The 13,971-nt window shown below is 42.1% G+C and carries 12 protein-coding genes; 4 read left to right on the forward strand and 8 right to left on the reverse strand.

Annotation, left to right across the window (positions count from 1 at the left end; all coding sequences use genetic code 11):
- Positions 1-181: 181 nt before the first annotated feature.
- The gene (locus tag GDK41_RS10745; RefSeq protein WP_152086409.1) at positions 182-628 is read left to right on the forward strand and encodes a helix-turn-helix domain-containing protein; all 447 of its coding nucleotides are present in this window, start codon (positions 182-184) and stop codon (positions 626-628) included.
- A gap of 277 nt (positions 629-905) precedes the next feature.
- Here GDK41_RS10745 and GDK41_RS10750 read toward each other — a convergent pair whose 3' ends face one another.
- The 3 genes from GDK41_RS10750 to GDK41_RS10760 form a co-directional block, all read right to left on the reverse strand.
- Positions 906-1,676 (reverse strand): peptidylprolyl isomerase, encoded by a 771-nt coding sequence (locus GDK41_RS10750; protein WP_152086410.1) that lies wholly within the window; start codon positions 1,674-1,676, stop codon positions 906-908.
- Positions 1,677-2,141: 465 nt separating this feature from the next.
- Positions 2,142-2,573, reverse strand: a complete 432-nt coding sequence (locus GDK41_RS10755) for a GNAT family N-acetyltransferase (RefSeq protein WP_232056447.1) — start codon at positions 2,571-2,573, stop codon at positions 2,142-2,144.
- Positions 2,574-2,655: 82 nt separating this feature from the next.
- The gene (locus GDK41_RS10760) at positions 2,656-4,212 is read right to left on the reverse strand and encodes an AbgT family transporter (protein ID WP_152086412.1); all 1,557 of its coding nucleotides are present in this window, start codon (positions 4,210-4,212) and stop codon (positions 2,656-2,658) included.
- A gap of 161 nt (positions 4,213-4,373) precedes the next feature.
- Here GDK41_RS10760 and GDK41_RS10765 point away from each other — a divergent pair, with 161 nt between their 5' ends.
- Both GDK41_RS10765 and GDK41_RS10770 read left to right on the forward strand, forming a co-directional pair.
- Positions 4,374-5,225: an HDOD domain-containing protein gene (locus tag GDK41_RS10765; RefSeq protein WP_152086413.1), complete on the forward strand. Its 852-nt coding sequence runs from the start codon at positions 4,374-4,376 to the stop codon at positions 5,223-5,225.
- Between the two features lie 293 nt (positions 5,226-5,518).
- Complete coding sequence (locus GDK41_RS10770) at positions 5,519-6,742, forward strand: NRAMP family divalent metal transporter (protein ID WP_232056448.1); 1,224 nt, start codon at positions 5,519-5,521, stop codon at positions 6,740-6,742.
- A gap of 436 nt (positions 6,743-7,178) precedes the next feature.
- Here the strand turns inward: GDK41_RS10770 and GDK41_RS10775 are convergent, their stop codons facing one another.
- The 5 genes from GDK41_RS10775 to fadI form a co-directional block, all read right to left on the reverse strand.
- Positions 7,179-7,460: a YfcL family protein gene (locus tag GDK41_RS10775; protein ID WP_152086414.1), complete on the reverse strand. Its 282-nt coding sequence runs from the start codon at positions 7,458-7,460 to the stop codon at positions 7,179-7,181.
- 9 nt (positions 7,461-7,469) lie between these two features.
- Entirely contained in the window at positions 7,470-8,597 is a 1,128-nt protein-coding gene (locus GDK41_RS10780; RefSeq protein ID WP_152086415.1) for an ATP-NAD kinase family protein, read from the reverse strand.
- On the reverse strand, positions 8,587-9,141 hold the full coding sequence (locus tag GDK41_RS10785) for an elongation factor P hydroxylase (RefSeq protein WP_152086416.1): 555 nt from the start codon (positions 9,139-9,141) through the stop codon (positions 8,587-8,589). The genes GDK41_RS10780 and GDK41_RS10785 overlap by 11 nt, the downstream gene beginning before the upstream one ends.
- A 112-nt stretch (positions 9,142-9,253) precedes the next feature.
- Positions 9,254-11,422, reverse strand: a complete 2,169-nt coding sequence (gene fadJ / locus GDK41_RS10790; RefSeq protein WP_152086417.1) for a fatty acid oxidation complex subunit alpha FadJ — start codon at positions 11,420-11,422, stop codon at positions 9,254-9,256.
- On the reverse strand, positions 11,422-12,732 hold the full coding sequence (gene fadI / locus GDK41_RS10795; RefSeq protein ID WP_152086418.1) for an acetyl-CoA C-acyltransferase FadI: 1,311 nt from the start codon (positions 12,730-12,732) through the stop codon (positions 11,422-11,424). Before fadI ends, fadJ begins: the two co-directional genes overlap by 1 nt.
- 281 nt (positions 12,733-13,013) lie before the next feature.
- Between fadI and GDK41_RS10800 the strand changes: the two genes are divergently transcribed.
- A complete protein-coding gene (locus GDK41_RS10800) occupies positions 13,014-13,970 on the forward strand; it encodes an AAA family ATPase (protein WP_152086419.1) in 957 nt (318 codons plus the stop codon).
- Position 13,971: the final 1 nt, after the last annotated feature.

A 13,971-nucleotide genomic window follows, 5' to 3' on the forward strand; every position in this document is an offset into this window, starting at 1 on the left:
TTTGCTTATTCAGCAAACTAACTAAACGCTTAACGGTCCTAACTTTTTGTGAAGGTGATGAAACAAATCACAAAGCATTCCACCAGCTCACGCCCCTTTAATCACCACAAATAGACAAGTCGTTTTAATTCATGTAGCCTATCTGGGTCAACTGGTAAAATAATTGATCGGATTGGGTCATATGTCAAATACTTTTGCAACAAGATTAAAACAACTGCGAATTTCTGTAGATGAATCTCAAATAAACTTTGCGGAGATGTTAGAGATCCCAGTACCATCATATCGAAAGTATGAGAAAGGTGAGCGAGAGCCAACACTTTCGGTTATCAGCAAGTTTTTTGAACACCCTAAAACAAAAGCATTTGCACACTGGTTAATCACCGGCGAGAACCACCCCAATGCGACCACAAACACCCCAATAAGCGACGAATTCTTTACCCCTACACTCTCAGAAGAAGAGTTTGAAAAGCAATTCATTAGTAAAACAAAAGAAACACTACTATTCCTTTGCCATCTGGGATGGTTTAAATCAACCAAAACAGCAAATTTTGAAACCAGTGGAAAGTTACTTTTGAGAGACTTGAAACCAATGTTAAGCGGCTCATTTAAAAAAGCAAAAAGCGCGTAAAATCTGCGTTTATAAGTAACCGTTTAAAGGCGATATGCCTGAACTACAGGGTTGTCACATCTGCTTACCCTTTGAGCTATTTTCAGACGTAAATAGGTTTTTAGCACTCCATCAAAAATTTAATAGTCTACTCTCAAATTATGCGATTAGGGTATCAACCCACGGCCGCAAGCCCCTGTATCAAGATTCGAAAAATAGAGAAAGAAGATATGTGCGAAGATTATACTTCGCACCAAATACTATTGAAACTCACGACATCTGTAATCCAATACCAAATTTAACCGCGCTTTCTAGTCACAATAAGACCAACTAACATCATCAACGAGATAAACATAGAGCCACCCGACGATGATGAAGGCTTACTTGGCTCTGGATCTGGGTCAGTAGGTACGGCGTCTATTAAAGTATTCTCTTTAGGCGTTAAGGCCTGAGCCGAATTTGGGGCATCGTCTATAACAGTAATTGCGTTTACAGTAATAAAGTTATTGCCAGCAGGCTGAGTATCTTTGTCTGTACACTGACTAGCACTAAAGTCAACCAATGGCGTACTACCACACAAAGGGATTTGTGCGATTTTATCAACAATCTCCATGCCATTATCGACCACTTGACCGAATACTGTAAAACCGCCATTTTGCACATCTAAATTAGCGCTGTTGTCACTCAAGTTAAAAAACCACTGATTAGTTGCACTGTCTTTTTGACCACTTTGCTTAGCCATAGCAATCGTACCACGAACATTTGATAACTCGGGTTCGTTCACAACTGGTGCGTTGGTTTGTACAGCATTTAACGGGATTTTTCCGTCATAATAAAAACCACCGCCTTGAACTACGAAGTTAGTTTCAACACGATGAATGACGGTTCCTTGGTAGCTGTCGTTATTCACATAGCTAAGAAAGTTCTCCACTGTTTTTGGCGTTATCTCGTCAAATAAATTGACTTTAAAAGTGCCTTGAGATGTTTGGAACTCTACGATGGTGGCTTGAGCAGCAAAGCTACCCAAAAGCGAAGCCATTAGCGCTGCGCATTTCATTTTTTTATTCATGTTTAGTCTCGACCTAACGTCTGCTAGTTAACTTATTGTTATTTAAAATTCAACTGTTGATTGTATAACAACAAGCGGCATTTCTCGATAGCAAGTAACACTTGATAACATTTATCTGCGGCTTGGTAACTAATACCAATTTTATTAATACATTGATCATTCTAGCGAGCTAAATAACTCATTAACTGCGTTAAATATTTCTCATGTAGAATAACTACATAGCAAAAAATTTGCCTTGTTACTAAGCCATTTATCTGTCGCAATATCTAATCACCAATTTAATGCAATTGGTATAACACCACTATTGAAGAATAAATACAGCTTTATATCAGGTGAGTTCAATACTAATGTGATTGGCTATTGCTAAAGCAGGCAGTTTAGGTATGAAAGGAATAAGTTTATTAATTCGCGATTGCAAATGATGTTTTGCGCTCTCAACAGCTAGATAAGTAAATAAAAGCAGCGTTATACTGCTTTTACATAAATATCAGGTTTATGGATTTGCATCAGCGGTTTAGGGTTGGTAACTTGCTCAAAGCCATATTGGGTATAAAGAGAGTGGGCATCGCGAGTTGCAAGCATTGTTCGTCTTAAGCCTTGTAAGTCTGGGTGAGATATCACTTGCTCCATGATTTTTTTACTCAAGCCTTGCCCTCTAAATTCTGGCAATACAAATACATCAGCTAAATATCCAAAAGTTGCTTTATCTGTTATCACCCGCGCAAACGCTTGTAGCCCTAGTTGCTCATCTATTACTGCAAAATTCACACTGTTTTCTATGGCTGTTCTGAGTGTTGCTTTTGGAATATTCTCGGCCCAGTAAGAGTGGCAAATATAGTTATGTATGGTGTCAAAATGAAGAAGTATTTCGGGGGTGTTTGTTGTTAGGTACTGCACAATTTGGCTCCTTGTCGCGACATAGTTCATACATTTTGAACATATCACCAACTTGGAGCCAAGACTAGTTAATTTATCTGTGTCATTGCATACCTAAGTATTCGTAACTGGCTTGCAAACCAAGCGGAATACCTAATGCCCAATAAGCGAGTAAGAACAAGCTCCAGCCGATTAAAAACACAATTGAATATGGCAACATCATGGCAATTAAAGTACCGATACCAGTTCCTTTAACATACTTCTGACAGTACACAACCACCAGTGGGAAGTAAGGCATAAGTGGGGTGATGATATTAGAACTAGAGTCGCCAACACGATATGCCGCTTGACTAAGATCAGGCGAAATCCCCAGCTGCATTAACATAGGAACAAAAATAGGTCCTAATAACGCCCACTTTGCTGAACTTGACCCAACAAATAAGTTAACAAACGCGGTTAAAAAGATAATGCCAATAACCGTGACACTACTTGGCAAGGCCATAGCTTTTAGTACTTCTGCACCTTCAATCGCTAACAAGGCCCCCAAATTTGATTGCGCAAATGCAGCAATAAACAACGCACAGAAAAACGCCATAACGATGTAATAAGCCATGCTACCCATAGATTTGCTCATTGCATCAATCATATCTTTTGAAGACTTAAAAGTACCAGCCATAAAGCCAAATACCATGCCTGGGATCCAAAACAATAAGAAAATAAGCGGTACAATAGATTGCATTAATGGCGCACTAAAGTCAGTCAATGAGCCACTAGGGCTTCGCAGCGCAGAATCATCACCACTTGCTGCGTAAACTAACAACGCAAGACCTGCAATCATTACACTTGAAGCTACATAAAAACTTTTACGCTCTTTGTCTGTTACTTCATGAAACTCAGGAAGATTTTCTGTATCGCCATCAATAGGTGTGTCTTTTAAACGAGGTTCAATAATCTTATCTGTGATGTACCAGCCCAAAAGAATAATAAAAACACTAGAAGCTGAGGTAAAGAACCAGTTATTTAACGGGTTTATCGACATTTGAGGGTCGATAATGTGGGCAGCGCTTTGAGTAAAGCTTTGTAATAACGGATCGATACCAGATGGTATAAAGTTAGCACTAAAGCCACCACTTACACCCGCAAAAGCAGCCGCAATACCCGCCAATGGGTGGCGTCCCATTGCATAATAAATCACACCCGCGATTGGGATCACCAACACGTAACCCGCATCAGTTGCTGTGTGGCTAACGATTGCAATCAAAATGATTGATGGTGTAAGCAAAGACTGCGGGGTACGCTTTAACATCAACTTTAATCCCGCATTAATATAGCCTGAGTGCTCAGCAACACCCACCCCTAACATCGCAACCAACACCACGCCAAGTGGCGCAAAACCGGTAAACGTCTTAACCATAGAGGCTAAAAAACCAGCAAGTGCATCGCCACTGAGTAAGTTATGAATAACAATTGCTTGGCCAGTTCGAGGATCTATTGATTCAAATTGTGTGCTAGAAAACAGCCAAGATAGCAACCAAATCAACAACATAGAAAATAAAAAAATCATTGCAGGATCAGGAAGCTTATTCCCAACCCGCTCAATAAAGTTTAGAAAACGAGCCACTGCGCCATTACTAACTTCACTATTCGCTTGTGATTCCATAGTTATTCCTTAATAAAAAAGTTGGCTAACTGTACCCTAACTTTACTGATTGTCGCAATAAATCAGACGAATGATATCTACAGAAATTTAACATTACGCATCATAACGGCTTTAAGAAATAGACTATTCTTAACTTTACGCCGTGCAAAAGGACAATATAAATGATTAACATCAACGATGAAGTTATCAAAGACATCAAACGTGGTTTTAACTTACCGCCCAAACCTGAGTTATTGGAACAATTACAGACACAACTGCAACACCCTGAGCCTGAGTTGAATCAGATAGCCCAGTTAATCGCAACGGATCTGTCTACATCAGCTGCCGTATTAAAAGTGATTAACTCTCCAACATATGGCATGTCACGAACAATTACCGATATCAAGCAAGCGGTTATGTTCTTAGGCTTAGACAGCATTACTCAGCTTGTTACGAGCTGTTTGTTACAACAAGCTTTTGAGCAGACAAAATGCTGTATCAGTTTAGAGCGCTTTTGGGATACATCGAGTGAAATTGCTGCGGTATCAACCCTTATAAGCAAAAAAGTAAAATCAAATGTCCCTCCAGAAAACCTGCATATGCTTGGCTTGTTTCATGACGCAGGCGTGCCGGCAATGGCAGTAAAATACCCCGATTATGTAAACGTGTTAAATGAGGCCAACAACAGCGACATATCACTAGTCACACTAGAGGGCAAAGCGTATTGCACCAACCACACGGTGGTGGGGTTTTATCTCGCATCAAGTTGGCATTTACCAAAACCAACATGCCAACTCATTTTACGCCATCATGATACCGAGTTTTTACATGAGCCACATGACCAAGAGTCTCTCGTTAGTTATGCAACATTAAAAATGGCTGAAAATTTAGTGCACACGCAAAAACGTTTTGTTGCTACCCCAGACTGGGCTGAAATACATTCAGAAGTGCTCAATGTGCTTGATATCGATGATGACGACTATCAAGATGTAGTTGAAGATGTACAAGACTTTTTTCAAGAGCGCTTTAGTTAACCCGAACTCGGGATAAGCAACATGCTACAGCACTGCACTTTTTTCGTATTTCTTCGTTGAATTCGCTAGCCATAGCTCGCTATTACATACGCGAACTCGCCTTGAACTTCACAAAAATAGCAGCACTGTATGATTTACTCTGGTAATGGACTGATATAACTAACTTTGTCATATCCATTATCCCGTGTACATCAGGTTAGTTAGATTTCGTTGTTGGGCGAACATGATTATGTAAATTTTCTGTTTAGTTTTAAAAACGTAACCGCTAATATGGCACAAAATAATAATAAGGAATGGCTGTGCTGTTAGCTTTAAAAAATAAATTAGATACGCTTGGGCCTGGTATATTGATGGCCACCGCCGCAATTGGCGGCTCTCATTTGGTTGCCGCTACACAGGCGGGCGCGTTATTCGGATGGCAACTACTTTGGCTAATCGTCATAGTAAACCTGCTTAAATATCCTTTTTTTCGCTTTGGTGTTGAATATACCCTTGTGAGCAAGCAAAGTTTAGTCGCAGGCTACCAGCAGCAAGGCAAAGCGGTCTTCTTCGCGTTCGTAATACTCAATATCATTGCTGCTATTGTAAATACCGCTGGTGTTCTGTTATTAACCGCCAGTTTGCTGCATTATGCTCTACCTTGGAAAATAGACATTACCATTTTATGCTTTGCTATCTTATCGTCGTGCTTAGCCATTTTGCTACTGGGTCACTATAAGCTTTTAGATAAAGCCAGTAAGTGGATCATGGCAACGCTCACCCTATCTACAATCGCTGCGTTATGCGTGGCCATATCTCAAGGTGCTGCAAACCCGCCACCCACGATACCACCAGAACCATTTCAAATGGCTATGTTAGGATTTTTAGTAGTATTAATGGGCTGGATGCCAGCACCCATTGAAATTTCTGCGATTAACTCGTTATGGTTAAGAGCCAAAACACGAACTAGTAATTTAACCTTAAAACAGGGTTTGTTTGACTTTAATTTAGGATACGGACTTACCGCCCTACTTGCTGTGGTGTTTTTCTCTTTGGGCGTACTTATTCAATATGGCAGTAGCACCAAAATAGAACTTGCAGGCATTGCGTTTAGCCAGCAGTTGATCAGTATGTATACACAAACTATCGGCGCTTGGTCACACTCGCTTGTTGCTGCCATCGCATTTTTATGTATGTTTGGTACCACCCTAACGGTGCTCGATGGCTACGCGCGTACGCTCAATGAGTCTTTACTCTTAACAGCACAGTCTGTGCCCAAATATTGTTTGTCTGTGCTGGTATTAGTTCAGGCTATTTTGGGCATCAGTGTTGTACTGTTTTTTAAAGCCAATTTAAAAGAAATGCTTACTTTTGCGATGACACTGGCATTTGTTACTACCCCTATTTTTGCTTGGTTTAATTATCGCCTAATGAAAGTGGTTGGAAAACAACCTACAGGCCTTATTAAAGTGTTAAGTTGGTTAGGGTTGGCTTATTTATTTGGTTTTACGCTGCTGTTTTTGTACTGGAAATTTTAAATTGCGCGTGATTGTGGCCATCTTCAAATAATGCTGGCCACTTCCCCATTGCTATTTTTGATGAAATACCACGTATAACAAAGTTAAAGTCGTGATGTGATAAAAACGTTCACTATTGAACCAAAAATACTTAGATATAAATTCAGCTGAATACCAAAATGCCCTAACAAAACGGTTCCCATAATTGTTTTAACTTTGGCAAATTGAATGGCAATTCAATAGAGTGAATACACTAGTGTGAAGCAAAAAAGCGATGCGTAAACAGGTCAAGTGTAGCTTGGAGCAAGAAACGGTTATTGAGGATTGTTAGCGATGATATGCTGCTAACAAACTAACGTGTGAACGCTAAGACGTAAAGCGTTTAATAAGGAGCGGCTAACTCTTTTCACTCCTTATTAAAAGGCGGTGTATGTTAAGGCACTAACTAACCTGAACTCTAACTATTTTGTAGGGCTTTCACTTGCTCCCAAATATCCACAACATGGGCTTTATCTTCTTCGGTTAATTCGCCGCTTCGATATGCTTTTACTAAGCTTTTTTCGACGTTCTCGTTCAGCTCTTCTGCGCTGATGACTTCGCCGTTAACTTGTGCATAACCAACCGCTAAGTCAAAGTGACCACGTAAATAGCCACCAGCAAACAGTTCATCGTCGCTCGCTCTGTCGACTAGGTTATCAAAAAACTGCTGTGCAGCGTCTACGTATTCTTGAAATGACATAATTGTTTCCTAATTTAAATCTGCATGGCCAACGGCGTACATAACATGGTCATTGTAGCCAGTCACAACGTTAATATATCCACTAAGTGCTTGGTCTAACTGCTCATCGCCGGTATCGGCAATAAGTGGGCGACCATTGAGTGCCTGCAACTTAGTTTTTGTTGCAACGACTATGATGTTTTCTTTACCTATTTTTTTAATCAGTTCAGGGCTGAGTTGTTGATTGCCACGTCCAAAAATATGCCCTTGCCCACCAATAAGGGTGATTACCAACTTGGTTGGCGCATCATCAACTCGTTGTAGCAACTGGGCGGCCGTCATATCTTGCGATAATAATTCATGGTCTTGAATTAAATCTACACCTAACAAAGTATTGTCTAAACCCAACTCTTCCATAATCGCCGCTACCGTTGAGCCTGAGCCCATAATATATTGCGTGTCGGCGTCCATTTCGCTAATTACGTACGCGGCGATATCAGCAAGCACTAACTCATCGCTTTCTTTGCCGCCATTTTTAACACTTTGTACGTAGCGTAATTCCGAAGGAACTTGCATTTCGCCATAACGTCTAGCACGCACCGTCCCTTGACGAAATGCCTCTTCGTCAATATCCATCACATCCGCATCTGAGACAGTAACCAGCTCACCAGTAACCAACATTTCTACCACTCGACCGGCAGCTTTTGGAGTAATGGCATAGACACCTGAATGGATTTTACACCCTGCAGGCACGCCCAACACTGGAATACTGTCATCAACCGCGCTACAGATATTGCGAGCAGTGCCATCACCGCCTGCAAATAAAATCATATCTACGCCATGCTCTAACAGCGCTTTGGCGGCATTCTCGGTATCTTCGGGCACTGTTGGTATAGCACTTTGATAAACCACCTCGGTCTTAAAGCCGAGTTTAAGTGCGGTATTTTCTCCCATCTCACCATTGACCGTAAACACTTCAATTTGGTGTTGATAAGGTAATAACTGCTCTAAGGCTAACTGAGTTCTGGCATTAGACTTTGGTGTTGCACCCAATATCATAGCTTGCTGCGCAGTATCGGCGCCATCACTGCCCTTTAATGCCACACTGCCACCTAGGCCAGCTACGGGGTTAATAATTAAACCAAGCTTAAACTGCATCTAATAACTCCTGTGGACAATGCCAAGAAAATTGCGCTTTTGTGAGCGGCCAAGGGGTTTTATAAAATTCACTCAGTGCTTGCAGTAACCGAGCCGTTCGTTGGTTAAAACCGTGTTCAAGCAAGTCTAATACCTGCTTATGAACGCGCTTTTGAAAACTGAACCGACACGTTTGTTCCCCATTTAAATTATCAACCGATACATTAAATTCAAACCCGGCTGCTGCACTGAGAGCCCATTCAATGGCCTGTGGTTTTACTTCAACGTTTTCAAATTCGTGCTGCTTCGCTTTGTCACGACCATCAGGGCAATACCAATAGCCATAATCTTCTAATTCACGACGTTTGCTGCCTGCCACCAACCAATGCGCTATTTCATGAAGAGCACTGGCATAAAAACCATGGGCGAATACCACTTGATGGTAACTGCACTGAGTGCTAGCAGGAAGGTATATAGGCTCATCATCGCCTTTTATCAGTTGCGTGTTATACGCTTCAAAAAATTGTCGATTGAAAATATCAATTAGGTCGCAAACGTTGTGCATTAACTACTAACATGCCATGAGTTACTTAATGGCCGCAGATTGTACGTACTTTTCGCTTGGAAGTAAAAAACGCGCCAAATAGCGCGTTTTTTGTCTTGTTAAGAGCGCCCTATCAAGACGTTTGAACTTGCTCCGTATCGCTCTCTTGCTCGGTGACTACTTCACTTAACTCAACTTTACGTTCACCGTAAAAGGTTGCGCCTTTTTCAGCCATTGCCATTAGGCAAGGTGCTGGTGTAAACACTGGGTTATCTGATGCATAAGTAGATAACTCAGAACACACTTTGCTGGCACCCCGTTTATCCATATAGCTAAATGGACCGCCTAAGAATGGTGGGAAGCCAATACCAAATATGGCACCAATATCACCATCGCGTGGGCTTGCGATAATACCTTCATCTAAACAACGTGCTGCTTCGTTGAGCATTTGTGCCACACAACGGCTGGCAATTTCTTGCTTGTTTAAACGAGGGCTTGCGGTAATGCCCAGTAGCTCATATACCGACTCGTCGACCTTTTTACCCTTTTTCTCATAAGTGTAAAAACCGCGCCCTGTTTTACGGCCTAAACGTTTTGCATCAATCATACGATCAAACGCATTCGGCGCTTTAAAACGCTCACCTAACTCTTTTTCAAGAATTGGGGCTATTTTAGAGCCAATATCAATACCCACTTCATCAAGCAATGCAAGAGGACCAACAGGGAAGCCAAACTCAACCAAAGCTTGGTCGATTTTCTCGATTGGTTCGCCAGCGAGCAGTAAATTTGCCGCTTCGTTTACGTAAGGCGCTAAAATTCGGTTAACATAAAAACCCGCTTTGTCTTTAACAACAATGGGCGTTTTACCTTGTTTTCGTGCAAAGTTAACTGTGCGCGCTATGGTTTGCTCAGAAGTGCCTTCGTGCGGGATTATTTCCACCAACGGCATTTTCTCTACAGGTGAAAAATAATGCAGGCCTATCACATTTTCTGGACGTTTTGCTTGCTCTGCTATTTGAGCAATTGGTAGCGATGAGGTGTTACTTGCAAAGATGGTGTCGTCTTGGCAGTTTTGTTCAACGTCGGCCACCATGCTTTGTTTAAGCTTTAAGTCTTCAAATACCGCTTCAATCACCATATCCACATGCTTAAAGCCTGAATAATCAGTAGTGCCTGTGATACGGTTCATTGTTTGCTGTAGCTCAGCTTTGCTCATAATACGACGCTTTTGGCGCTTAGATAAAATCTTGTAGCTGTAGTTCATAGCGTTACTAACACCTTGGTGTGCTACATCTTTAATACGCACTAAAGCACCAGCTTTAACTGCACTTACGTGTGCGATACCAGCACCCATTAAACCACCACCGAGTACAGCAGTGCGCTCAACCGCTGCAACATCATCGTTTTTGTACTCTTTTTTCATTTCAGTGGTTGCAAAGAAAATACCACGTAATGATTTAGACACGTCGGTCATTACCAAGTCGGCAAACCCTTCAGCTTCTGTTTTGTATGCTTTAAGCTCATCCAGTTCAATCGACGCTCGCACTGCCTTAATAATGTTGAGCGGTGCTGGGTAATGCCCGCCCGTCTTTTTAAGTACGTTTTCTTCTGCTTTTTTAAAGATTATATTGCGACCAAATGGATTTGACTCTAACAGCTGGCTGATTCTATCAAGACGCGGTTTAGTCGCCTTTGGCTTGCCCTTAGTTGCCAATTCGCAAGCCACGCGCTCTAAAATGCTTAGCGGCACACAATCGTGTACCAAGCCCGTTTTTTTCGCTTGCTTAGCGCGCACTTGCTTACCTGTTAACATCCACTCTAATGCTTTTTGAATACCAACTAACTTAGGTAAGCGTTGTGTTCCCCCGCCGCCTGGCAATAAACCAAGCTGTACTTCAGGCAAGCCTAGCTTGGTGATATCACTATCAGTACAAACCCGATAATCACAGGCTAGGGCAAATTCTAAACCACCACCTAGGGCCGCACCATGAATAGCGGCAACCGTTGGGTAAGGCTGCTTTTTCAAAGTAAAAAATGCCTGATGACATAACTCAGATATCGCCAGCGCATCTTCGCGCGTTTTAGCACTATCAAGCATTTTAATATCTGCACCAGCAATAAAGTTATCGCTTTTACCGCTAATAAATACCATGCCAAAAATATTGTCATCACGGCCTTGCTTCAAAATAGCCGATAGATCATCCGCGAAACTATCACGCAGGGTATTCATCTTTTCGCCCGGTACATCAATGGTAACGATAGCAACGCGTTTTTCGTTTAACTTATAACTAAATACTGACATTATGCGCTCTCCAATACAAAGGCTGCACCTAAACCACCTGCCGCACAGGCAGTGGTTAATGCTAAGCCGCCGCCACGACGTTTCAATTCATGTAAGCTTTGCGTGATCAAACGCGCACCGGTTGCTGCAAATGGGTGACCGTAAGCTAATGAACCGCCGTTAACGTTAAATTTATCCATATCAATTTCGCCAATCGCTTTAGAGCGACCTAACTTTTCTTGCGCAAATTTATCTGAGCCAAACATCTTCATGTTTGCCAACGCTTGCGCTGCAAATGCCTCGTGCATTTCAATTAAATCGAGGTCTTGTAAACTAATACCCGCTCTATCGAGTGCAATAGGTGTTGAATGCGCTGGGCCCATTAGCATATCTTCATGCACACCAATTGCTGAAAACGCAAAACTACGTACATAGCCTAAAATATCGTAACCTAATGCTTTGGCTTTGCTTTCGCTCATCATCAATACAGCTGCAGCGCCATCAGTAAGTGGTGTGGCATTGGCCGCAGTCACAGAGCCATGCGCTCTGTCAAATACGGGTTTTAGCTTAGCGTAGCCCTCTAATGAAGAGTTAGTACGGATATTGTTGTCTTGTTCAATAAACGATTTATAAGGCGGAACGTGCGCAGCCATAACTTCTTCACTTAATAAGCCGTCTGCCCATGCTTTTGCAGCTAAGGTGTGTGAACGATGTGCCATTGCATCTTGATCAGCACGACTAATGCCATGTGTTTTGGCCATTTGCTCTGCTGTTTGACCCATAGAGAGTCCAGTAGAATACTCAGCAACCGCAGGGGGAACCGGCATTAAGTCCTTAAAACGTAACTTTGAGAAGATTTTTAAACGCTGTCCTAAAGTACGCGCCTTGGTTAAATCAACCAAACTACCTGCTAATTTTTTACTTACGCCAATGGGTAATACTGACGATGAGTCTGCGCCACCTGCAATACCGACGGTTGCTGAGCCTGCGATGATAGACTCTGCTACGTTCGCAATTGCTTGAAAGCTCGTTGCACACGCACGAGACACTGAATAAGCATCAACAGATACCGGCATGCCCGTACCTAATACAATTTCTCGGGCAATATTGGGGGCTTCTGGCATTTGCACTACTTGGCCAAAAACAAGTTGGTCGATTTCATTTTTGTCAAAGTTCAAACGCTCAAGCATTTCATTAACCACCAGCTTTCCTAAATCAAGTGCTGGTACATGGTGAAAAGCCGTCGCTTGCTTTGCGAAAGGGGTACGCAAGCCGCTTACAATCGCGATACGGTCGCCTTTTGTTGTTTTTAGAATGTTTTGCTCAGACATTAATATGCTCTCCCGCTGACAGGTCTGACCTGTTTAATTTTACCTGATTCTAAACAACCGATTCCACAATGCCAATAGTAAAATCAAAATTGGTTACTAAAGAAGCAAACCTTACTTACCCTAGCCGCTTTTTTATACAGTAGCAAAAGTTATTGAAAAAACTGGGGAACTATTCAAAAAACTAGGGTCTAATATGACGCTAAAATGTCAATCTAGACTTGAGATCAGACAACGAATCCATATAACTTAAAGCAAAAATTTGTCACAACAAGGACAAAGCAATGGCAGTAAACGAATTTTCACAATTAAAACGCTATCTAGATACTCAAATTATTGGTCAACCTGCTTTGACACAAGCTTTGCTTATCGCCATTTTGGCAGACGGACACCTCTTGGTAGAAGGTCCGCCAGGACTGGCAAAAACACGTGCAGTGAATGCGCTTGCAAAAGGTATTGAGGGGAGCTTTCAACGCGTTCAGTTTACCCCTGACTTATTACCCGCTGACGTAACGGGAACAGACATATACCGCCAACAAACCAGTGAGTTTGTGTTTGAAAAAGGCCCACTGTTTCATAATTTGATCTTGGCTGATGAAATAAACCGCGCACCGGCTAAAGTGCAATCAGCATTGCTCGAAGCCATGGCAGAGCGACAGATCACAGTCGGCAAAAACACCTATCCTTTATCTAGCCTGTTCATGGTAATGGCAACGCAAAACCCATTAGAGCAAGAAGGTACCTACCCGCTTCCAGAAGCGCAGCTAGACCGTTTTTTGTTACACTTAAACATTGACTACCCGCACGCCGAAAATGAGCTGGCAATTTTACGACTAACTCGCGGTGAAGCACTAGAGCAAGAATCGGTGAACTTTACTCCAATCAGTCAAGAAACATTATTTGCAGCGCGTAAGAGCGTGCTCTCACTACACCTTGCCGAGCCGCTTGAGCAATATTTAGTGCAGCTTATCATTGCCACTCGACAGGCAGCCAAGTTAGACCCTCAACTAGGTGCATGGATTGAGTTTGGTGCAAGTCCTCGTGCAACAATTGCACTAGATAAATGTGCCCGTGCGCACGCTTGGCTGCATGACCGCGACTTTGTAACGCCTGAGGATATTCAAGCTGTTATTCATAACGTACTGCGTCATCGCATTATTTTAAGCTACGAAGCACAAGCTGATGGCATCAGTAAAGATGAAGTAATTAGTCGTATTGTTGAATTAGTACCAGTACCATAAT

Source organism: Pseudoalteromonas sp. A25 (assembly GCF_009176705.1).
Classification (GTDB): domain Bacteria; phylum Pseudomonadota; class Gammaproteobacteria; order Enterobacterales; family Alteromonadaceae; genus Pseudoalteromonas.